This is a genomic window from Mesorhizobium sp. M8A.F.Ca.ET.202.01.1.1 (genome assembly GCF_004791595.1).
Taxonomy (GTDB): Bacteria; Pseudomonadota; Alphaproteobacteria; order Rhizobiales; family Rhizobiaceae; genus Mesorhizobium.
The window spans coordinates 414375-435176 of the sequence record NZ_SRUN01000001.1 but is presented as its reverse complement, the minus strand read 5'-3'; the positions used below and the strand labels follow the sequence as shown (position 1 = coordinate 435176).

The window sequence follows — 20802 nt, the reverse complement described above, 5'->3', positions numbered from 1 at the left end:
GCGATCGCCTGAATCCAGCCCCGCGATCATTGCCTAAATCTTTAGGTTAATCATCCTTGCTCGGGTGACCGTTCGTTAAGCCTCTTCCGAAACCTCTTACCGGTAAGCTCTTGTTAGCCCTAGCGTTTAAGTCGAATTTTATGAGTATTCGATAGTGTCGCGATCAAGGTGAAAAACAAAAAATCACCAGGGCGACAAACGAGAGGCAAAGACAATGATCAATTCGCGTCCGGCGGCGAAGACCGCCAACGTTTCCGACGATCGCCGTGAGGCTATCCGTTCCCTGTACATGGAATCGCTGCAGCTGGTCGAGCGTCTGCACCGCCGTCTGCTTGATGTGATCAAGGACGAATTCGACCGCAACGGCCGTTCCGACATCAACGCCATCCAGGCGCTGCTGCTCTTCAACATCGGCAATTCCGAGCTGACCGCCGGCGAGCTGCGTTCGCGTGGCTACTATCTCGGCTCGAACGTCTCCTACAACCTGAAGAAGCTGGTCGATCTCGGCTTCATCAACCACCAGCGCTCGCGCATCGACCGCCGTTCGGTCCGCGTCTCGCTGACGCCGAAGGGCAATGAAGTGGCTGATGTAGTCGCCGGTCTCTATGAGCGTCATGTCGGCTCGATCGAGCAGGTCGGCGGCATCAACACCGACGAGTTCAAGCAGATGAACCGCGCCCTGCAGCGCCTCGACCGCTTCTGGAACGACACGATTGCCTATCGGATGTAAAACCATCCAGGAAACGGAGCGCGCCGCAGAAGCGTGGCCGAAATAGCGACCTCCAGTCAGGGCCGGTGCCGAAAAGCACCGGTCTTTTCTTTCTTTCGTCCGGCCGAAGCAAATTGCGGGCCAAGGCCACGTTGCCGCCATATTCCAATGGAACCGAGAGTGGCAGTGATGCTGTGGTGAAGACCATGCGTCCACCCGCAACCGTGTCGCGCCTCTGCCTTTGTCGCCAATGTGATACGGACCATGGTTGGCTAATTGTTAAGATTGCCGATTTTAGAGTGCGGGCGAGATCGCGCGATGATCGACGCAGCAAGTGATCGAACGCTACAAGAATGTCTGGAACGTCCATGAGAACCAGCCGCCGTTTTTTCCTTTCCGGAGCCTCCGTGCTCGCAGCCGCCATGGTGGCCGGCCGTGCGAATGCGCAGGATGTGATCGGGGATATCCTGAAATCCTCGGCCCGCGGCAACTGGGATGATCAGTTCGATGCCCGCGCCAGCGAAGGCGGCAAGGTGGCCTCGACGCTGCCGATCTTCAGCCCGCAGACCGTCGCCTTCACCGAGCAGGCGGTCGCGCAGTACCAGAACATCGTCTCGCAGGGCGGCTGGACAGACGTTCCCGCCACCAAGAAGCTTCAGCTCGGCGTCGACGATCCGGACGTGGTGCCGCTGCGCAAGCGCCTGATGGTTGCTGGCGACCTGTCGCAGAGTGCCGGCATTTCGACGGCCTTCGATTCCTATGTCGATTCGGCGGTCAAGCGCTTCCAGTTGCGCCATGGGCTGCCGGCTGACGGCTCGATGGGCAAATACACCTACGCCGCGATGAACGTGTCGGCGCAGATCCGGCTTGGCCAGCTGCAGACCAATCTGCAGCGCCTGAAGGAGAAGGCCGGTACGCTGGGCAGCCGCTACGTGCTGGTCGACATTCCGGCCGCGCAGATTGAGGCGGTCGAGAACGACCGCGTCGTGCTTCGCCACACCGCGATCGTCGGCAAGATCGATCGCCAGACGCCGATCGTCAATTCCAAGATCAACGAGATCATCGTCAATCCGTACTGGAACGCACCGGTCTCGATCGTGCGCAAGGACATCATTCCGCTGATGCGGAAGAATCCCGATTATCTCAAGAACAGTCACATCCGCCTGTTCGCGCCCGATGGCAGCGAAGTCGATCCGATGAATGTCGACTGGTCGACGGACGATGCTGAAAAGTACCGTTTCCGCCAGGATCCCGGTTCGGAAAACGCCATGGCGTCGGTCAAGATCAATTTCCCGAGCCCGGACGGCGTCTACATGCACGACACGCCGCAGCAGAGCCTGTTCGGCAAGATGATGCGTTTCGATTCCTCGGGCTGCGTGCGCGTCCAGAACGTGCGCGATCTCGTCACCTGGATTCTGCGCGACACGCCCGGCTGGGATCGCCAGCATTTCGAGGCGGCCATCAAGACCGGCCAGAACACACCGATCCAGGTCACCAATCCGGTGCCGGTGCATTTCCTCTATCTCTCGGCATGGTCGACGGGACCTGGCGTCGTCCAGTTCCGCGACGACGTCTACGCACTCGACGGCGCCAGCGAGCTGCAGATCACGTCTTCACTATAACAAGCTGATATCTTTGAAAAAAAGCCGCTCTGAGAGCGGCTTTTTTGTTGCGGACGCCGTCAGATCCTGCCTTCGACCGGCTGGACGAAGTTTCGGCAATTGGCCATGGTCGGCAACAGCCGGAATCGTGCCATGGACGTCGCCAGCTTCATTCTCGTCGTGCTCGTCTTCGTGGCGCTGTCCGGCGCGCTCGTCCGGCTGGTTCGGGTGCCGCTGCCGGTGCTGCAGATCACCATCGGCGCGGCCCTTGCCTGGCCGGCCAAAGGCCTGCATGTCGAGATCGATCCCGAACTGTTCCTACTGGTGTTCATCCCGCCGCTCCTGTTCGGTGACGCCTTCGCCGCGCCCAAACGTGAGCTCATCGGTTTGCGCGGACCCATCCTCGACCTCGCCATCGGGCTCGTCTTCTTCACCATTGTCGGCTTCGGCTATGCCTTGCACTGGCTGGTGCCGAGCTTCCGCTCGTCGTCGCTTTCGCGCTGGCCGCCGTGCTGTCGCCGACCGACGCCGTGGCGGTGTCCTCGATCGTCGACAGGAATGTGGTTCCGTCCCGGCTGATGCACATATTGGAGGGCGAGTCGCTGCTCAACGATGCGTCGGGCCTGGTCATGTTCCGCTTTGCGGTGGCGGCGGCATTGACCGGCAGCTTCTCCTTCGCGGGAGCCTCGCTCAGCTTCCTCTATGCCGTCGCCGCCGGCATCCTGGCCGGTGTCGCGGCCCTGTTCATCGCCGCCAAGGCGCTACAACTGCTCAACCGCATCGGCGGCGTGCCGGCCGAGGCGCAGGTTCTCGTCATGATCCTGCTGCCTTTCGTCGCCTATCTCGGCGCCGAACATGTCGGCGCCTCGGGCATCCTGGCGGCGGTGACCGCCGGCCTGCTGACCGGGGTCTCCGGCATGTATCGCCATCTCGGCGTGTCGGCGCGCATGCAGACCCTGTCGCTGTGGGCGACGCTCACTTTCGTCTTCAATGGCGCTCTGTTCATTCTGCTCGGCCTGCAGCTTCCCGACATCATCCGCAAGGTCCCACCGGAATTGTCCAGCCGGCATTGGCTGATCGAGCCGGTGGCGACGGTGCTGATCCTGACGCTCTGCCTGATCGGGCTGCGCTTCCTGTGGATCTGGGTCGGCGACATTGCCCAGGCGATCGCGGCGCGCTTTGGCAAGCGCGAGGCGGCGCCGTTCGGATTTCGCGTCCAGCTCGCCGGCTCGGTCGCCGGCGTGCGCGGCGCCATCACATTGGCTGGCATCCTGTCATTGCCGCTGGCTTTGCAGGACGGCTCGCCCTTTCCGGCACGCGATGTGGTGATCTTCCTCGCCGCCGGCGTCATCATCTGCTCGCTCGTCATTGCCAGCTTTGCCTTGCCCAGGATCGCGCGGGGGCTGGTCGAGCCGGGCGAGGATCCGGCCGCCGCGGAGGAGCGCCGCGCGCGCGTCGGCGCCGCCAATGCGGCGATCGCCAGGATCGAGAGCATCGCCAACGAGCAAGGCGAGGGCGAGGCGGTCGAGGCCCGGCTCGCCGTCGCCGACAGCATCGTGGCAGGTTACCGTAGACGCATCGCGGCTTCCGACGAGGCCGCCGAGGCCCGCGCCGAGGCCCGCGAGGCCGGCAGGCTGGAGCTGGAACTCAGGGCGGCGGGCATCGAAGCCGAACGCTCCGCGCTGCGCGACATGTTCCGGAGCCAAGAGATCAATGATCACACGATGCGCGCGCTATTTTCCGAAATCACCTTGACCGAGGCCTTGCTGAAGCAGCGGCGGGACAGGAAATAGCGGTCCGCCCGATCGTTTGCCGCAAACCGGCCAGCAAATTTCGCGCCGCAAACGTGGCGAGGCTAAAACAACTGTGTTAATGGCCCGGCGAACGCAATGCATGTCGCCCGGAACCGTCCAGTGGTTTGGGACGACGGCATGCACGAATTTACCCTTCCAACCCCAGGGGAACTCAGGCCATGGCAACAGCAGCGGCGGCGTCGAACAGATTCGAATCCTTCTTCGAAACCACTTTGGAAGATGCCGATCCGGAGATCTTCGGCGCCATCCGCAACGAACTCGGTCGCCAGCGCCACGAGATCGAACTGATCGCCTCGGAAAACATCGTCTCGCGCGCCGTGCTCGAGGCGCAGGGCTCGATCATGACCAACAAATATGCCGAGGGCTATCCTGGCAAGCGCTACTATGGCGGCTGCCAGTTCGTCGACGTGGCTGAGGAACTGGCCATTGAGCGCGCCAAAAAGCTGTTTGGCTGCAATTTCGCCAACGTCCAGCCGAATTCCGGCAGCCAGATGAACCAGGCGGTGTTCCTGGCGCTGCTGCAGCCCGGCGACACCTTCATGGGCCTCGACCTCAATTCCGGTGGCCATCTCACTCACGGCTCGCCGGTCAACATGAGCGGCAAGTGGTTCAAGGTCGTCTCCTATGGCGTGCGCAAGGACGACCACCTGCTCGACATGGACGCGATCGAAAAGACCGCGCACGAGACCAAGCCGAAGCTGATCCTGGCCGGCGGCACCGCCTATTCGCGTGTCTGGGATTGGAAGCGTTTTCGCGAGATCGCGGACGCCGTCGGCGCCTATCTCATGGTCGACATGGCGCACATAGCGGGCCTCGTCGCTGGCGGCGTGCATCCCTCGCCCTTGCCGCACGCCCATGTGGTGACGACCACCACGCACAAATCGTTGCGTGGTCCGCGTGGCGGCATGATCCTGTGCAATGACGAGGATATCGCCAAGAAGATGAACTCGGCGGTGTTCCCCGGGCTGCAGGGCGGCCCGCTGATGCATGTCATCGCCGCCAAGGCAGTGGCCTTCGGCGAAGCGTTGAAGCCGAGCTTCAAGGTCTATGCCGAAAGCGTCGCCGCCAACGCCAAGGCGCTGGCTTCCAGCCTCAAGGAAACGGGTCTCGACATCGTCTCCGGCGGCACCGACAACCACCTGATGCTGGTTGACCTCAGGCCCAAGAACGCCACCGGCAAGCGCGCCGAGGCGGCCCTTGGCCGCGCTAACATCACCTGCAACAAGAACGGCATCCCCTTCGACCCGGAAAAGCCCTTCGTCACTTCGGGCGTGCGGCTGGGTACGCCGGCCGGCACCACGCGCGGCTTCGGCCAGGCCGAATTCCGTGAGATCGGCAAGCTGATCGCCGAGGTGCTGGATGGGCTCAAGGTCGCCAATTCCGACGAAGGCAATGCGGCGGTCGAAGCGGCGGTCAAGGCCAAGGTCGTGGCATTGACCGATCGGTTCCCGCTCTATCCCTATCTCGGTTGACCATCCTTATCTCGGTTGACCGGGCGCGAAGCGTCATCTTTTATCCACCGGCGGTGCGTCACCCCTGATCGGGTGGCGCATGGAACTGGAGATTGATGATGCGCGATTTTTGTCTTGCCTCACTCGGCGCCTTCGGCTGGCTGGCTGCTTGCGGGCCTGCCTTGGCGCAGACGCAGCCCGCTCCGGACATGCCCGCCACCAGCACTTTCGGCCGTTGGACGACTATGGTCGATACGCTCGACACCGGCCAGGACGCGCACAAGACCTGCGCGGCCTCCACGGCATTCTTCGATGCGAGCGGCAATTCGGCCACGCTGACACTGTCGATCTCGACCGGCGATGCGCTGCCGCCCGATGCTTATCCGGCGATCTTGATCACCATCGACAACAAGACCCTGCCAACCGGCAAGAAGATCGCGGCGACTTTCGGCGATCCCGGTGTCAAGGTTTCGGCCACGGTCTACTCCAACGATGGCGTCATCGGCCGCCCCAGCTGGACGGTCGACAATCAGGCTAAGACCAGTCTCGCGCTGCTGCGTGCCATGCGCCAGGCCACCTCGCTCGACGTGACCTTCGGCAAGCAGGCTGTCGCCAGCATTCCGATGGACGGCTTCACCAAGGCCTACCGCAATCTCGGAACGTCCTGCGGCTTCCCAACCAAGGATGTGGCGCCGTGAGGCGGACGACCGGATCGGCATAGGCGCTGCTCATGGATATCGTCTGGAAAGGCGTGGTCGGCGGACTGGTGACGGCCCTGATCGTCTGGGCGTCCAAGCGGGGCAATGTCCTGCCCGGCATCCTGCCGCTGGCGCCGACCTTTGCCGTCATCGCGTTGCTCGCCGTCGGCGCCAAGGGTGATCCGGGCGGGTTCCGCGATGCCTGCCTTGCCGGAATGAAGACGATTCCGGCCTATCTCGCCTTCCTCGGCGCCTGCTGGCTGTTCATCGACAAGGTCGACTATCGCCTGGCTGTTGCCGGCGGCATTGCCGTCTGGCTGCTTGCCGCGCTGGCAATCTTCCTCGCGCCTCGCTATCTCTGAGGCGCGGCAGGCGATCGAAGAAACAGAACTGCTTCAATCCGCACCGGAAAGGCTCTAAGCCTTTCACCTCACCAGATTCGCGAACCCAAGGCTCTCCATGCGCTGTCCCTATTGCCAGTCCGAAGATACGCAGGTGAAGGATTCGCGTCCCGCCGAGGACGGCGCGGCGATCCGCCGGCGGCGTGTCTGCCCCGATTGCGGCGGCCGTTTCACCACGTTCGAGCGCGTGCAGTTGCGCGATCTCGTGGTGGTCAAGAAATCGGGGCGAAAAGTGCCGTTCGACCGCGACAAGCTGTTGCGCTCCGTCGAGATCGCGGTGCGCAAGCGCAACGTCGACCCCGAACGCATCGATCGCGCCGTGACCGGCATCGTGCGCCAGCTCGAAAGCTCGGGCGAGACGGAAGTGGCCTCGGGTGAGGTCGGCCGGCTGGTCATGGATGCACTGAAGTCGCTCGACGATGTCGCCTATGTGCGCTTCGCCTCGGTCTACCGCAATTTCCGTGAGGCCAAGGATTTCCACGAACTGCTCGGCGAGTTGAAGGGGGACGAGGACAAGAGCGAAGAGGACGCCGGCTGAGCATGGCAGCACCGCAACGCAGCGAGGCCGAACAAGCGGCCCTTGACCGCCGTTTCATGGCCGCGGCCTTGCGGCTGTCGCGCAAGCACGCCGGCCGCACCTCGACCAATCCATCCGTCGGCACGATCATCGTGCGTGACGACGGCTCAGGCCCGATGATCGTCGGTACCGGCGTGACCGCGATTGGTGGCCGGCCGCACGCCGAGACCGAGGCGCTGGCGGAGGCCGGCGAACTCGCGCGCGGCGCCACCGCCTATGTCACGCTGGAGCCTTGCGCCCATCACGGCCGCACGCCGCCTTGCGCCAATGCGCTGGTCAACGCCGGCGTTGCGCGCGTCGTGGGAGCTGCGAGCGATCCCGATCCGCGGGTCTCCGGCCAAGGCTATGCCATTCTGCGCGCCGCCGGCGTCGAAGTGGTTGAAAAGGTCCTGGCCGGCGAAGCGGCCGAACAAATGGCGGGCTATTTGATTCGCTCTCTGAAAAAACGCCCGGAAGTGATTCTGAAGATTGCGCTTTCCAGCGACGGCAAGATCGGCAGGGAAGGCGCCGGCCAAGTCGCGATAACAGGCGACATGGCGCGCCGCGAAGTCTACCTGATGCGCGCCGAGGCGGACGCCATTCTGGTCGGCATCGGCACGGCGCTGGAAGATGATCCGGCGCTGACAGTGCGTTTGCCCGGGCTGGAGAACCGTTCACCGGCGCGCATCGTCCTCGACCGCCAGATCAGGCTGCCGGAGGGCTCGAAGCTGGTGTCGGGCGTCGATCGCGTACCGCTTTACGTTGCGGCTTGCCTGGAGGCCGATCCGCAGCGCCGGGCGGCGCTCGAGCGCGCCGGCGTGCGCTTCATCGGCACGGAGACGCACGACGGCGGCGTGGCATTGCCGGAACTGCTCGAGGATCTGGCGGCGCTCGGCATGGCAAGCGTGCTGGTCGAGGGCGGCGCCAAGGTGGCGAGCGCTTTCCTGGCCGACGGGCTGGTCGACCGCATCGTGCTGTTCCAGGGACCGGAAGCGATCGGCGGTGACGGCATTGCGTCGCCCATCGACGCCGACCATATCCCGGCAGGTTTTCGCAAGCTGCGCGAGATGCGGTTCGGCGAAGACGGCTACGCCGAATGGATCAGGGATTTTCAGGGATAGAGATCGATGTTTACCGGGATTGTCACCGATATCGGCACCGTGGCCGCCGTCAAGCCGCTGCGGGAAGGGGTGGGACTGCGCATCGACTCCGCCTATGATCCCAAGACCATCGCCATTGGCGCCTCGATTTCCTGCGGTGGCGTCTGCCTGACGGTCACTGCCTTGCCCGACAGCGGGTCGAACGCGCGCTGGTTCGAGGTCGAGGCCTGGGAGGAGGCGCTCAGGCTGACGACGGCGGCGGGTTGGAAATCGGGCACCAGGATCAATCTGGAGCGGGCGCTGAAGATCGGCGACGAGCTCGGCGGCCACATCGTTTCCGGCCATGTCGACGGTACCGCCGAGATCGTCGAGCGCAAGGATGAGGGCGACGCGGTGCGCTTCACGCTGGAAGCGCCGCGCGATCTGGCGAAATTCATCGCGCCGAAAGGCTCCGTTGCGCTCGACGGCACCTCGCTCACCGTCAACAGGGTCGAGGGAACCCGTTTCGACGTGCTGTTGATCCACCACTCGCTGACCGTCACCACCTGGGGCGAGCGCAAGGCCGGCGACCGCGTCAATCTCGAGATCGACACCATGGCGCGGTACGCGGCGCGCCTGGCGGAGGCCGCGAAAGAGGGGCTTTGAGCGGCAAATCTACGACGAGCTTGGGATCTCGTCAGTTCGAAGACTTACAAGGACCTGCTGTATGGTGATGTGCATCAGCGGATCCGGGCTTTCCTCAGCATATCGCGGCACGACGACTTGTATTTCGCGCAAGATGTCTGCCTGAAATACGCACGGCACGACGATCCAGACGTGCGAAACATTTCCATCACTGGGTTGGGTCATGTCGCGCATCCATGGCGCTATCGACATAGGTTCCGTCCGGGAACTGGTAAGCGATCTTCGGCACGCCGGGCGCGACCACGGTTCCATCGTAGATATGTTTAGCGACATCATGATCTTGGTCGCGCAGCAGGGACGGCGAGCGGCCCTGATGTTCCACGCCTGCGCGTGAGATAAATCTTGAAATTTACGGCCATTGGCCGTACATTGTCGCCAGGAGACGAAGATGACTTCACCCGCTTTGAATACACCTCGCAGCCGCGTCCGTAGCGAGCGTTTGGAAGCGCGCCTCACGGCCGATCAGAAAAATCTTATCGAGCACGCAGCCGCACTTCAGGGCCGGACAGTGACGGATTTTGTGCTGACCAGCATCCAGGAAGCAGCCCGCCGAGCGATCGAGGAGCATCAGCGCCTCGATCTTTCCGTCCGCGATAGTCGCGCCTTCGTGGATGCTTTGATCAATCCGCAACCCGTGAATGATCGTCTGCGTGAGACGGTGCGCCACTATCGTCAAGCCACCGGTACCTAAAGGTGAGCAGTTCGGCCGAGGGGGCTCTTCGGGTCGAAGTGCTTGATCTGCAGCACGACAGGACATCTTTCGAGAGCGGCATAGAGGCGCTCGATCGGTATTTCAGGGTGCAGGCCGGGCAGGATGCGCGCAAGAACGTCGCGGCACCCTTTGTTCTTGTTTTGCCGGACGGGTCCGTGGCCGGGTATTACACGCTGTCCGCAACCGCCGTAGCCATCGGCGAATGGCCTGCCCAAACCGTTCGCAAGCTTCCCCGCTATCCGCTCATTCCGGCCACGTTGCTAGGACGCCTCGCTGTCGACAGGCGGCATCGGGGGCAGGGCTACGGCCGATATCTCCTGGCTGACGCTCTGTCCCGTTGCGTCAGGAGCGAGATTGCTTCGTTCGCGATTGTGGTCGATGCCAAGGACGAAAATGCACGCGGTTTTTATCAACGCGAGAGTTTTCTGCCATTCCCGGATCAGCCGATGAAGTTCTTCCGGCCAATGACCGACATCGCAGAGCTGTTCAAATGAGGAAGTGACTGTGATGGAAAGCGGGAACTCCAAAGAGCAAGAGCGGCTCACGCGGGAAGCATTGGCCGATGTGAATGCCGGCCGTGTGGTGGATCACGAAGCCGTTCGTGCCTGGGCTGAAAGCCTTGGTACGGACTGCCCGGTCTCGACACCTTGCCCAAAGAGGCGATAGGCCTGACCCACCTCCCAGCAATCTTCCGCTTGCGATCAATCCGGCTTCGGCCTAAGTCACCGGCAACCCCCGGAGACTTCTATGGCTGGCATATCCCAACACGGCAAAGCCTTCATTCGCCCGAAGGCGAAAGCGCATTTGCTCATCATTGAGGCGCGCTTTCACGACGACCTTGCCGACGCGCTGCTCGACGGCGCGACGAATGCGCTCGAGGAAGCGGGCGCGACTTATGACGTCGTCACTGTTCCCGGTTCGCTCGAAATTCCCGCGGTGATCACCTTCGCGCTCGACGGCATGGCCGAAGGCGGGACGGGCTATGACGGTTTTGTCGCGCTCGGCACCATTATCCGTGGCGATACCTATCATTTCGATATCGTCGCCAATGAATCCAGCCGTGCGCTCATGGACCTGTCCGTGCAGGACTCGGTCTGCATCGGCAACGGCATCCTGACCACCGAGAACGATGCGCAGGCGTGGACGCGGGCCAAGCGCTCGGAAGGCGACAAGGGTGGCTTTGCCGCGCGTGCGGCGCTGACCATGATCGCGCTGAAGGAACAATTGGGAGCGCGATCGTGAGCGAACCCGCTTCGCCAGGACAGCCCGCGGTGCGCCACGCCAACAAGCGCGGTGCTGCCCGTCTGGCCGCCGTGCAGGCGCTCTACCAGATGGATGTCGCCGGCAGTGGCGTGTTCGAGATCACCGCCGAGTACGAGGCGTTCCGCCTCGGCAAGGAAGTCGACGGTGCGCTCTACCGCGAGGCCGACGCGCAGTGGTTTCGCGCCATCCTGACCGGCGTCGTCGAGAACCAGAAGACCATTGATCCGATCATCCGCCAGGCGCTGACCGACGACTGGCCGCTTTCGCGCCTCGATTCCACGCTGCGTGCCATTCTGCGTGCGGGCGTCTACGAGCTAATGAAGCGCGATGACGTGCCTGTCGCGGTCATCGTCACCGAATATGTCGATATCGCCAAGGCCTTCTACGAGGAAGACGAGCCGAAGCTGGTCAATGCCGTGCTCGACCGTGTGTCACGCCGCGTGCGTGGCGAGGGTCGCGGCAAGGACGCTTCGTGACCGCCATCGCCGTCGAGGCGGGCAAAGAGGCGCGGCGGACCGCGCTGATCCTGGCCGCCTCGCAAGCGATCATCGGCTCGGCGGCCCCCATCGCCATCTCCATGGGCGCATTGGCCGGGCAATATCTGCTGGGAGCCGACAAATCCCTGGCGACGGCGCCCATCACCGGCTTCAACCTCGGCGTGGCGCTCGGTGCCTTGCCGGCTGCGGCCATCATCCGTTGGCTGGGGCAGCGCGGCGGCTTCATGACCGGAACCGTCGTCACAGCGCTCGGCGGGCTGGTCGCCACCCTGGCATTGTTTCATGGCAGCTTCTGGCTGTTCGCGTTCGCGCTGCTCGTCATCGGCGTCGGCGGCGCCTTCGTGCAGCAGTTCCGTTTTGCCGCGGCCGACAACGCGCCGCCGGCGTTCAAGGCGCGCGCCATCTCCTTCGTGCTCGCCGGTGGCATCATCACCGCCATTCTCGGGCCGCAGATCGTCATCTTCACCCGCGAATTGTTCGCGCCTGTCATGTTTGCCGGCTCTTTCGCCTCGATCCTGCCGCTGGCGGCGGTCGGCGCCATCATCCTGTCGTTCCTGCGCTTGCCGGCAAAGACCGCGAGCAAGGTGGACGTTGCCGACGGCGATGCCAGACCCCTTTCCGAAATCGTCACAAAGCCGCGTTTCGTCGCGGCGCTCTTCTGCGCGGTCGGCAGCTACGCGCTGATGAGTTTCGTCATGACCGGCGCGCCGCTCGCCATGGTTGGGTGTGGCCTTTCCGAGGACGATGCGACGCTGGGCATCTCCTGGCACGTCATGGCGATGTTCGGGCCCAGCTTCTTCACCGGCTCGCTGATCCATCGCTTCGGCGCCGAGCGCGTTGTCGCCACCGGCCTGCTGTTGCTGATCGGCTGTGCCGTCGTTGCCTTGTCGGGCCTGGCGCTGTGGCAATTCTGGACAGCGTTGATCCTGCTCGGTCTCGGCTGGAATTTCGCCTTCATCGGCGCCACCGCCATGGTGGCGGCCAGCTACCACCCTTCCGAAAAGGGCAAGGTGCAGGGCTTCCACGACTTTGTCCTGTTCGGCTCAGTCGCCTGCGCGTCACTGATGTCGGGCATGGTCTACAACGCCTGGGGCTGGACGATGCTCAACTGGATGATCTTTCCGGTCGCCGTGCTTTGCTTCGTGGCACTCGGCGCGCTGAAGATTACAAGCTTGCGGCCGGCTTGACGCCTATCCGTCAGCTATGCGTCCGGCGGCAAAACCTGAAGCACCCGCGCAATGAACATGTGGAACTCAGCCATATAGTTGCGCAGGAAGTCCTCGGTGGATTCAACCGTCACCTCGCCCTCATCCGTGATCAGCCCAGGCGTGAACTGGATATAGGCTTCGGGCGCGTTCATCTGCGGCGAGTTGCAGAAACTCAAAACGCTGCGCAGGCTTTGTTGCGCGACAGCGGTCGCGATGGCACCCGGCGATGTTCCAATGACGGCGGACGGTTTGCGCGCGAATGAATTCTTGCCGTAGGGGCGACTGGCCCAGTCGATTGCGTTCTTCAGTCCGCCAGGGATCGAGCGGTTGTACTCCGGGGTGACGAACAGCACGGCCTGGACCGAGGCGATCGCCTTTTTGAAAGCCTGGGCGGCGGGTGGGAAATTGGCGTCGTAGTCGTAACTGTAGAGCGGCAGATCCTTGAAGCCGATTTCCGTCATTTCGAGCTCGGGAGGGGCAAGTTGAACGAGAGCCTTCGCGAGCTTGCGGTTGATGGACTCCCGGGCGAGGCTGCCGATGAGATAACCGACCTTGTGTATGGCCATGACACGCTCTCCGTGTTTGCCCCCGCACCCCCGCGGCATTATCCACCCGATGGCGGCCGACCGCCAGCCCGCTGTTGCCGCCGGGCCGACATCGGCGCGTACGGAACAAAAATATTGCGTCGATCCCCTTTCTTATGAAACCGTGTGCCCCGACTGGCCGTTGAAGCCATGCTCATATGCGGCCACCGCATTCCGGTTCACAGCAAGGGATTCTCATAATGTTTTCAGTCAAGGTTCTGGCCAGCGCGGCAATCGCGCTCGCCATCACGGCGGCTTCCGCGAGCGCTCAGGTCGTCGTCTCCTCGAAGATCGACACCGAGGGTGGCGTGCTCGGCAACATTATCCAGCTCGTTCTCAACGCCAACAACATCAAGACCACGGATCGCATCCAGCTCGGCGGCACGCCGGTGGTTCGCAAGGCGATCACCGCCGGCGAGATCGACATCTATCCCGAATACACCGGCAATGCCGCTTTCTTCTTCGAGAAGGCCGATGATCCCGCGTGGAAGGATGCCGCCAAGGCCTATGAGACGGCCAAGAAGCTCGACTACGACGCCAACAAGATCGTCTGGCTGTCGCCGGCGCCGGCCAACAACACCTGGGCGATCGCCCTGCGCAAGGAAGTGACCGACGAGAACAAGCTCGTCACGCTCTCGGACTTCGGCAAATATGTCGCCGGCGGCGGCAAGGTGGTGCTGGCGGCCTCCGCCGAGTTCGTCAATTCGGCGGCAGCCCTTCCGGCCTTCCAGACCACCTATGGCTTCACGCTGAAGCCCGACCAGCTGATCACCCTCTCGGGTGGCGACACGGCCGCGACCATCGCGGCGGCCGCCAACCAGACCAGCGGCGCCAATGCCGCCATGGTCTACGGCACCGATGGCGGCATCGCACCGTCAGGCCTCGTCGTGTTGACCGACGACAAGGGCGTGCAGCCGGTCTACCAGCCGGCGCCGATCATCCGCGAATCCGTGCTGAAGGAGCATCCGGAGATCGAGACGCTGCTGAAGCCGGTTTTCGCCAAGCTCGATCTCGTCACCCTCCAGGAGCTCAATGGGCGCGTGCAGGTTGGCGGCGAGCCGGTCAAGGGCGTCGCCGAGGACTTTTTGAAGAAGAACGGGTTCTTGAAGTAATCAGCTTGAAAGTGACGCTGGTGCGAGGCGCCCCCCTCTGTCCTGCCGGACATCTCCCCCTCGATGGGGGAGATTGGCGGCTCCTGCGTCCCGCTTCTTTCTGCAATTCCACCGGTTGGCGAAGACCCTCGCGACTTTCGATCTCCCCCCTTGAGGGGGAGATGGCCGGCAGGCCAGAGGGGGGCGCCTCGCGCCAACGCACCTTATGACCCTCCGCTTCGACAAGCTCGGCGTCGTCATCGCGGCGATCGCCGCTTATGCGGCTTTCGCCGCGCCCTTTGCCACGTTCCGCGCCAATCGCATCGTCCCCGGGCAGGCGCGTTCGATCCTTGACGCACTGCCGGCGACCACCGGACCACTGCTTCTGGCAATCGTGATCGTCGCGGCGCTCATCGCATTGTTGAGGACGCCGCTGGCGCTGCGCCTTGCCGCCAGCGTGGTCGCGCTTGTCGCGCTGGCCCTGCTCATCGGCGTCGCCGGCACATTCCTCACTCCGGCCGGCAATACCTTTGCCCGGATCTCGCCGGCCTCCGGCTTTTGGATTCTCATCTTCGCCTTCACGCTTTTGCTCGCCGACGTGCTGAACCGGCTCAACCTGCCGCCCTCGGCGCGCGTTGGCGTGCTTGTCGTTGCGGCGCTAGCCATCGGCTTGCTGCTGATGTCGGGACGCTGGGACAGCCTCTCGATCCTCAAGGAATATTCCAACCGCGCCGACAGCTTTTGGGCCGAAGGCTCCAAACATTTGACCCTGGCGCTCGGCTCGCTGCTTGCCGCGGTGATCGTCGGCCTGCCGCTCGGCATCCTGTGCCACCGCGTCGAAAGCCTGCGGGCTGGCGTCCTCAATGTTCTCAACATCATCCAGACCATCCCCTCGATCGCGCTGTTCGGCCTGCTGATCGCGCCGCTCGGCTGGGTCGCAACCCATGTGCCGGGCGCGGCCGCGCTCGGTATCAGGGGCATCGGCACCGCCCCCGCCTTCGTCGCGCTGTTTCTCTATTCGCTGCTGCCGGTGGTGGCCAACACCGTGGTCGGCCTCGCCGGCGTGCCGCGTGCCGCCAATGACGCGGCGCGGGGCATGGGCATGACCGATCGCCAGCGCCTGTTCGGTGTCGAGTTTCCGCTGGCCTTTCCGGTGATCCTGACCGGCATCCGCATTGTCCTGGTGCAGAACATCGGTCTTGCCACCATCGCCGCGCTGATCGGCGGCGGCGGTTTTGGCGTGTTCGTGTTCCAGGGCGTCGGTCAGACGGCGATGGACCTGGTGCTGCTCGGCGCGGTGCCGACCGTGGCGCTCGCCTTTGCCGCCGCCATCATCCTCGACGCGGTGATCGAAATGACCGCCACCAAGCGCAGGGTAGAAACGGCGTGATCGAGATCGAAGGCATCACCAAGCGCTATGACGCGACGACGGTCGTCGACAACGTTTCAATGGTCATCGAGCCGCGCACCGTCGCCGTCATTGTCGGCACCTCGGGTTCCGGCAAGACGACGCTGCTGCGCATGATCAACCGGCTGGTCGAACCGACGTCAGGCGTCATCAAGCTCGACGGCGCCGACAATCGATCGGTGCCCGGTTACGAACTGCGCCGCAGCATCGGCTACGCCATCCAGGGGCACGGCCTGTTTCCGCATCGCACGGTGGCGCAGAATATCGCCACCGTGCCGGTGCTGCTTGGCTGGGACAAGGCGCGCATCAAGGCCCGCGTGGATGAACTGATGACGCTCTACCAGCTCGACCCCCAGGAGTTCGGGCCGCGCTATCCACACGAACTGTCCGGCGGTCAGCAGCAGCGCGTCGGTGTGGCTCGCGCGCTCGCCGCCGAGCCCAACGTGCTTTTGATGGACGAGCCGTTCGGCGCGCTCGACCCGATCATCCGCACCAAGGCGCAGGAGGATCTGCTGGCGATCCAGAAGCGCTTCGGCACCACCATCATCCTCGTCACCCATGACATGGAGGAGGCCGTGCATATGGGCGACAGGATCGCGGTGATGGATGCCGGCAAGCTCGTGCAATATGCAAGGCCGGCCGAGATCCTGGCGAGGCCGGCCAATGCCTTTGTCGAGACGCTGGTCGGCGCCAGCGAAAGGCCATTCAGGCTGCTGTCGCTCGGGCGGGTGCGCGATGCCGTGGAGCAGGGCGGGGCCGAAGGCGAGGCGATCCCCGGCGACGCCAGCCAGCGTGACGCGCTCGCGGAACTTCTCTGGTCCGGCAGGCCGGCGCTGCCGGTGAAGGGCGCCGACGGCAAGCCGATCGGCCGCGTCACCGTGGATGGCCTGGTCAAGCGGGCGGCGAGGCCGGCATGAAAGCCTGGCTGCCTCTGCTGCTCAGGCTTGCGCTGGTGGTGTTGCTCGTTGCCTTCATCACCAGCCCGGGCTGGTTCGAGCCGTTGCTTAAGCCGCTGACCGAAAACAACGCGCCCGCGATCTACAATCAAGGCAGCCTGCTGACGCTGACGCTGCTGCATCTGCGCACCGTGCTGATCGCGACCGTCGCGGCCACCATCGTCGCTGTGGCGCTTGCCATCCTGGTAACCCGGCCTGCCGGCGCTGAATTCCTGTCGCTGTCGCGCAGCTTGGTCAATATCGGCCAGACCTTTCCGCCGGTGGCGGTGCTGGCGCTCGCCGTGCCGGCCGTCGGCTTCGGCGAGAAGCCGACGTTGATCGCGCTGTTTCTCTATGGCCTGCTGCCGATCTTCGAGAACGCGCTGACCGGGCTGACGACGCTGCCGGCCAATGTCGTCGAGGCGGCGCGTGGCGCCGGCATGACCGGCTGGCAAAGGCTCACCAAGGTCGAACTGCCGCTCAGCGCGCCGATCATCCTTGGCGGCATCAGACTGTCGGTGGTGATCAGCCTCGCCACCGCCACCATCGGCTCCACGGTGGCCGCCAGGACGCTCGGCGAGGTGATCATCGCCGGCTTGCTGTCGAACAATCTGGCCTTCATCCTGCAGGGTGGCCTGATCGTCGCGGCGCTTGCCGTGCTGATCTATGACGGACTGTCGGCGGTCGAGCGCTACGCGGCGCGGCGCATGGGCAGGGAAGCGGACTGACCATGCCCGGTGGTCGGGATCGATTTCAATCGATCTAACCGCCGGGCGATCGCGACCCACACTCGCCCGCCTGGACCTTTTGGGCGAAAGCCGGGCAAAAATCGAACAATATCTTGACGTTCGCAGCCCTGTTTCGCATACACCGATGCGAAGAGGGGGATTCCATGCACGGGATTCCGTCTTTGTCTCAACGGCCCAGGGAGGGGTTCTTTTGGGCCAACAATCGAGGAAAACCCGGCAATGACCATAATTTCCGCCGTCATCGCCTGCGGCTTGCTGTCTGTCCTTTACGCCATATGGGCGACACGTTCGGTCCTTGCGGCCGATCAGGGCAACGCGCGCATGCAGGAAATCTCCGCCGCCATTCGCGAAGGCGCGCAGGCCTATCTGGCACGCCAGTACACCACCATCGCCATCGTCGGCGTGGTCGTGCTCGTGCTCGCCTGGTGGCTGCTGTCGATCACCGCCGCCATCGGCTTCCTGATCGGTGCCGTTCTGTCGGGCGCCGCCGGCTTCATCGGCATGCATGTTTCGGTGCGTGCCAACGTGCGCACCGCGCAAGCGGCTTCCAACAGCCTTGCCGCCGGCCTCGACATTGCCTTCAAGTCGGGCGCCATCACCGGCATGCTGGTGGCTGGCCTGGCCCTGCTTGGCGTTTCGATCTACTATCTCATCCTCACCCAGTTCCTCGGCCTCCAGCCAAACGACCGCATCGTCATCGACTCGCTGGTCTCGCTCGGCTTCGGCGCCTCGCTGATCTCGATCTTCGCCCGCCTCGGCGGCGGCATTTTCACCAAGGGTGCCGATGTCGGCGGCGATCTGGTCGGCAAGGTCGAAGCCGGTATTCCCGAGGATGATCCGCGCAACCCCGCCACCATCGCCGACAATGTCGGCGACAATGTCGGCGACTGCGCCGGCATGGCCGCCGACCTGTTCGAGACCTATGCGGTGACGGTTGTCGCCACCATGGTGCTGGGCGCCATCTTCTTTGGCGGCACCGCCATCCTTGGTGCGGCGATGCTCTATCCGCTCGCCATCTGCGGCGCCTGCATCCTGACCTCGATCGTCGGCACCTTCTTCGTCAAGCTCGGTTCCAACGGCTCGATCATGGGCGCGCTCTACAAGGGGCTGATCGTGACCGGCCTGCTGTCGGTCGTTGGCCTCGGCGTCGCCACTTCGGCCACGCTCGGCTGGGGCGAGGTCGGCACCGTCGCCGGCATCGTCATCACCGGCAAGAACCTGTTCATCTGCGGCCTCATCGGCCTCGTGGTGACCGGCCTTATCGTGGTGATCACCGAATACTACACCGGCACCAACAAGCGTCCGGTCAACTCGATTGCCCAGGCATCGGTGACCGGCCATGGCACCAACGTCATCCAGGGCCTCGCGGTCTCGCTGGAATCGACGGCGCTGCCGGCGATCGTCATCGTTGGTGGCATCATCGCCACCTACCAGCTCGGCGGCCTCTACGGCACGGCGATCGCCGTCACCACGATGCTCGGCCTCGCCGGCATGATCGTGGCGCTCGACGCCTTCGGCCCGGTCACCGACAATGCCGGCGGCATTGCCGAAATGGCCGGCCTGCCCAAGGAAGTGCGCCACTCCACCGACGCGCTCGACGCGGTCGGCAACACCACCAAGGCGGTGACCAAGGGCTACGCCATCGGTTCGGCCGGCCTCGGCGCATTGGTGCTGTTCGCCGCCTATTCGAACGACCTGAAGTTCTTTGCCGCCAATGGCGACAAGTATCCTTACTTCCAGGGCATGGGCGAAATCTCCTTCGATCTCTCCAACCCTTATGTCGTCGCCGGCCTGATCTTCGGCGGCCTCATTCCCTACCTGTTCGGCGGCATCGCCATGACGGCCGTCGGCCGCGCGGCCGGTGCCATCGTCGAGGAAGTGCGCAAGCAGTTCCGCGAGGATCCGGGCATCATGGCCGGCACCTCGAAGCCCAACTATGCGCGCGCCGTCGATCTCCTGACCAAGGCGGCGATCCGCGAGATGATCATCCCGTCGCTGCTGCCCGTGCTGGCGCCGCTCGTCGTCTATTTCGGCGTGCTGCTGATCTCGGGCTCGAAGGCGTCCGCCTTCGCCGCCCTTGGCGCTTCCTTGCTCGGCGTCATCGTCAATGGCCTGTTCGTCGCCATCTCGATGACCTCGGGCGGTGGCGCCTGGGACAACGCCAAGAAATCTTTCGAGGACGGGTTCACCGACAAGGACGGCGTCAAGCACCTCAAGGGTTCCGAGGCGCACAAGGCGTCGGTGACCGGCGACACCGTCGGCGATCCCTACAAGGACACCGCCGGCCCGGCGGTCAACCCGGCGATCAAGATCACCAACATCGTGGCCTTGCTGCTGCTGGCGGTGCTCGCGCACGGCTGAGCGGGAGCCCGGAAACTTGAAATAGCTCAACGCTTGAAATCAAGAACCCGCGAGGAGCGATCCTCGCGGGTTGGACGTTGCGACCGGCCTGATTTCCTTGATCCTGACGCCGTCGATCGGCGGCGGATCGATGGCAAGCCAGTCCGATGTCACTGTCTGCCGGTCAGGTGTCCCCGTCGTCATCCAGCCATCCGGCACCGCACGGTCGTCACCGCTCATGTCCAAGCCCCAAGCCTGGCCGGTTGATATGGGTTTGCCACATCCCTGACAAGCCGGCTCCTCATTGGCCAAACAAAAACCCGTGAGATCGCTCCCACGGGTTTTCGGTCGCCTGAGACATTTCCGTTCCCCAAGGTCAGGGAAGCAGGATTCTAGGGAAGCAGGAATCTAGAAATCAGGGGGTGCCGCCGGGCATGCTGGGGGCCAGCTTGCTGGCGCCGTTGATGATCTGGCTGAGGAAGTTCTGGTCCTTGCCGCCGGTCGGCGTGGTGCGCGAGATGAAGTCGAAGATCTTGCCGTCCTTCAAGCCGTAATTGGCGATCTGGGTGACGCGGCCGTCCGCACCGAAATAGACCGCGAGCACTTTCTGGTCGACGAGCCTGGGCTTGTCGAAGGCGACATAGCGTTTGCGGGTTTGCGAAATGTAATAAAACGCCTCGTTGTCGAACGTCGCCGTCGTCGATGGTGTGCCAAGCGCCAGAAGCACCTGTTCGCGGCTGGAACCGACGGGCACCGAATCGACGGCCTGCTGGTCATAGACATACCCTTGCGTGAACGTTTCGCTCGGACTGAGGTCACCGATCATCTTGTTGGTGTGGCATGCCGAGAGCGCCGATATGACAACCAGCAGCGAGATCGCGCCGGCGGGCCTGGACGAGAAGGTCGACTTGAAATTCAGCGCGCGCAACAACAATTCTCCATTATATCGCCGCAACTTGCGCTGGGCCGCAAAACCGGTAAACCAGCTTGCTTGCCGATGC

Annotated in this window: 22 protein-coding genes and 1 pseudogene; 19 read left to right on the top strand and 4 right to left on the bottom strand. The window is 63.7% G+C overall.

The features are described from left to right. Positions 1-214: 214 nt before the first annotated feature. The 9 genes and pseudogenes from EN845_RS02450 (at position 215) to EN845_RS02410 (ending at position 8975) form a co-directional block, all read left to right on the top strand. Positions 215-730: a winged helix DNA-binding protein gene (locus tag EN845_RS02450; RefSeq protein ID WP_013896002.1), complete on the top strand. Its 516-nt coding sequence runs from the start codon at positions 215-217 to the stop codon at positions 728-730. Between the two features lie 347 nt (positions 731-1077). After that, the gene (locus EN845_RS02445) at positions 1078-2331 is read left to right on the top strand and encodes a murein L,D-transpeptidase (RefSeq protein ID WP_127869635.1); all 1254 of its coding nucleotides are present in this window, start codon (positions 1078-1080) and stop codon (positions 2329-2331) included. A gap of 132 nt (positions 2332-2463) precedes the next feature. Further along, positions 2464-4103: pseudogene (locus EN845_RS02440) on the top strand (Na+/H+ antiporter). A 179-nt stretch (positions 4104-4282) separates the two neighbouring features. Continuing rightward, the gene (glyA, locus tag EN845_RS02435; protein WP_127279284.1) at positions 4283-5596 is read left to right on the top strand and encodes a serine hydroxymethyltransferase; all 1314 of its coding nucleotides are present in this window, start codon (positions 4283-4285) and stop codon (positions 5594-5596) included. Between the two features lie 98 nt (positions 5597-5694). Then, positions 5695-6273, top strand: a complete 579-nt coding sequence (locus tag EN845_RS02430) for a hypothetical protein (RefSeq protein ID WP_127869634.1) — start codon at positions 5695-5697, stop codon at positions 6271-6273. 32 nt (positions 6274-6305) lie between these two features. Beyond that, complete coding sequence (locus EN845_RS02425) at positions 6306-6635, top strand: GlpM family protein (RefSeq protein WP_127281281.1); 330 nt, start codon at positions 6306-6308, stop codon at positions 6633-6635. Between the two features lie 97 nt (positions 6636-6732). Beyond that, a complete protein-coding gene (nrdR, locus tag EN845_RS02420) occupies positions 6733-7212 on the top strand; it encodes a transcriptional regulator NrdR (RefSeq protein WP_127281280.1) in 480 nt (159 codons plus the stop codon). 2 nt (positions 7213-7214) lie between these two features. After that, the gene (gene ribD, locus EN845_RS02415; RefSeq protein WP_127869633.1) at positions 7215-8351 is read left to right on the top strand and encodes a bifunctional diaminohydroxyphosphoribosylaminopyrimidine deaminase/5-amino-6-(5-phosphoribosylamino)uracil reductase RibD; all 1137 of its coding nucleotides are present in this window, start codon (positions 7215-7217) and stop codon (positions 8349-8351) included. A 6-nt stretch (positions 8352-8357) separates the two neighbouring features. Then, the gene (locus EN845_RS02410; RefSeq protein WP_127869632.1) at positions 8358-8975 is read left to right on the top strand and encodes a riboflavin synthase; all 618 of its coding nucleotides are present in this window, start codon (positions 8358-8360) and stop codon (positions 8973-8975) included. A gap of 187 nt (positions 8976-9162) precedes the next feature. On the opposite strand, the gene EN845_RS35280 is transcribed toward EN845_RS02410, so the two are convergent. Then, positions 9163-9336, bottom strand: a complete 174-nt coding sequence (locus EN845_RS35280) for a hypothetical protein (RefSeq protein ID WP_167531214.1) — start codon at positions 9334-9336, stop codon at positions 9163-9165. 66 nt (positions 9337-9402) lie between these two features. Here EN845_RS35280 and EN845_RS02405 point away from each other — a divergent pair, with 66 nt between their 5' ends. The 5 genes from EN845_RS02405 to EN845_RS02385 all read left to right on the top strand — a co-directional run bounded on the left by EN845_RS02405 (position 9403) and on the right by EN845_RS02385 (position 12673). Then, positions 9403-9705 (top strand): DUF1778 domain-containing protein, encoded by a 303-nt coding sequence (locus tag EN845_RS02405; RefSeq protein ID WP_127281067.1) that lies wholly within the window; start codon positions 9403-9405, stop codon positions 9703-9705. A gap of 2 nt (positions 9706-9707) precedes the next feature. Then, on the top strand, positions 9708-10220 hold the full coding sequence (locus tag EN845_RS02400) for a GNAT family N-acetyltransferase (RefSeq protein WP_127869631.1): 513 nt from the start codon (positions 9708-9710) through the stop codon (positions 10218-10220). A 253-nt stretch (positions 10221-10473) separates the two neighbouring features. Beyond that, positions 10474-10968 carry a 6,7-dimethyl-8-ribityllumazine synthase gene (gene ribH / locus EN845_RS02395; protein ID WP_127869630.1) on the top strand — a complete coding sequence of 165 codons (495 nt, stop codon included), beginning with the start codon at positions 10474-10476 and terminating at the stop codon, positions 10966-10968. Further along, the gene (nusB, locus tag EN845_RS02390) at positions 10965-11465 is read left to right on the top strand and encodes a transcription antitermination factor NusB (RefSeq protein ID WP_127281214.1); all 501 of its coding nucleotides are present in this window, start codon (positions 10965-10967) and stop codon (positions 11463-11465) included. Before ribH ends, nusB begins: the two co-directional genes overlap by 4 nt. Beyond that, positions 11462-12673, top strand: coding sequence for an MFS transporter (locus tag EN845_RS02385; RefSeq protein WP_127869629.1), 1212 nt, complete (start codon positions 11462-11464; stop codon positions 12671-12673). Before nusB ends, EN845_RS02385 begins: the two co-directional genes overlap by 4 nt. Positions 12674-12687: 14 nt before the next feature. On the opposite strand, the gene EN845_RS02380 is transcribed toward EN845_RS02385, so the two are convergent. Further along, positions 12688-13260: an NADPH-dependent FMN reductase gene (locus tag EN845_RS02380; RefSeq protein ID WP_127279854.1), complete on the bottom strand. Its 573-nt coding sequence runs from the start codon at positions 13258-13260 to the stop codon at positions 12688-12690. 218 nt (positions 13261-13478) lie between these two features. On the opposite strand from EN845_RS02380, the gene EN845_RS02375 reads away from it, so the two are divergent. The 5 genes from EN845_RS02375 to EN845_RS02350 all read left to right on the top strand — a co-directional run bounded on the left by EN845_RS02375 (position 13479) and on the right by EN845_RS02350 (position 19822). Next, entirely contained in the window at positions 13479-14390 is a 912-nt protein-coding gene (locus EN845_RS02375) for an ABC transporter substrate-binding protein (RefSeq protein WP_127869628.1), read from the top strand. 205 nt (positions 14391-14595) lie between these two features. Further along, the gene (locus tag EN845_RS02365) at positions 14596-15759 is read left to right on the top strand and encodes an ABC transporter permease (protein ID WP_127869627.1); all 1164 of its coding nucleotides are present in this window, start codon (positions 14596-14598) and stop codon (positions 15757-15759) included. Then, a complete protein-coding gene (locus tag EN845_RS02360; protein ID WP_127869626.1) occupies positions 15756-16694 on the top strand; it encodes an ABC transporter ATP-binding protein in 939 nt (312 codons plus the stop codon). The genes EN845_RS02365 and EN845_RS02360 overlap by 4 nt, the downstream gene beginning before the upstream one ends. Further along, entirely contained in the window at positions 16691-17440 is a 750-nt protein-coding gene (locus EN845_RS02355; protein ID WP_127869625.1) for an ABC transporter permease, read from the top strand. The genes EN845_RS02360 and EN845_RS02355 overlap by 4 nt, the downstream gene beginning before the upstream one ends. A gap of 240 nt (positions 17441-17680) precedes the next feature. Then, on the top strand, positions 17681-19822 hold the full coding sequence (locus EN845_RS02350; protein ID WP_127869624.1) for a sodium-translocating pyrophosphatase: 2142 nt from the start codon (positions 17681-17683) through the stop codon (positions 19820-19822). A 39-nt stretch (positions 19823-19861) separates the two neighbouring features. Here EN845_RS02350 and EN845_RS35955 read toward each other — a convergent pair whose 3' ends face one another. Together EN845_RS35955 and EN845_RS02340 are read right to left on the bottom strand one after the other, a co-directional pair. After that, positions 19862-20041, bottom strand: a complete 180-nt coding sequence (locus EN845_RS35955) for a hypothetical protein (protein ID WP_245464284.1) — start codon at positions 20039-20041, stop codon at positions 19862-19864. Between the two features lie 175 nt (positions 20042-20216). Continuing rightward, positions 20217-20729 carry an outer membrane protein assembly factor BamE gene (locus EN845_RS02340; RefSeq protein WP_127276589.1) on the bottom strand — a complete coding sequence of 171 codons (513 nt, stop codon included), beginning with the start codon at positions 20727-20729 and terminating at the stop codon, positions 20217-20219. Between the last annotated feature and the right edge of the window lie 73 nt (positions 20730-20802).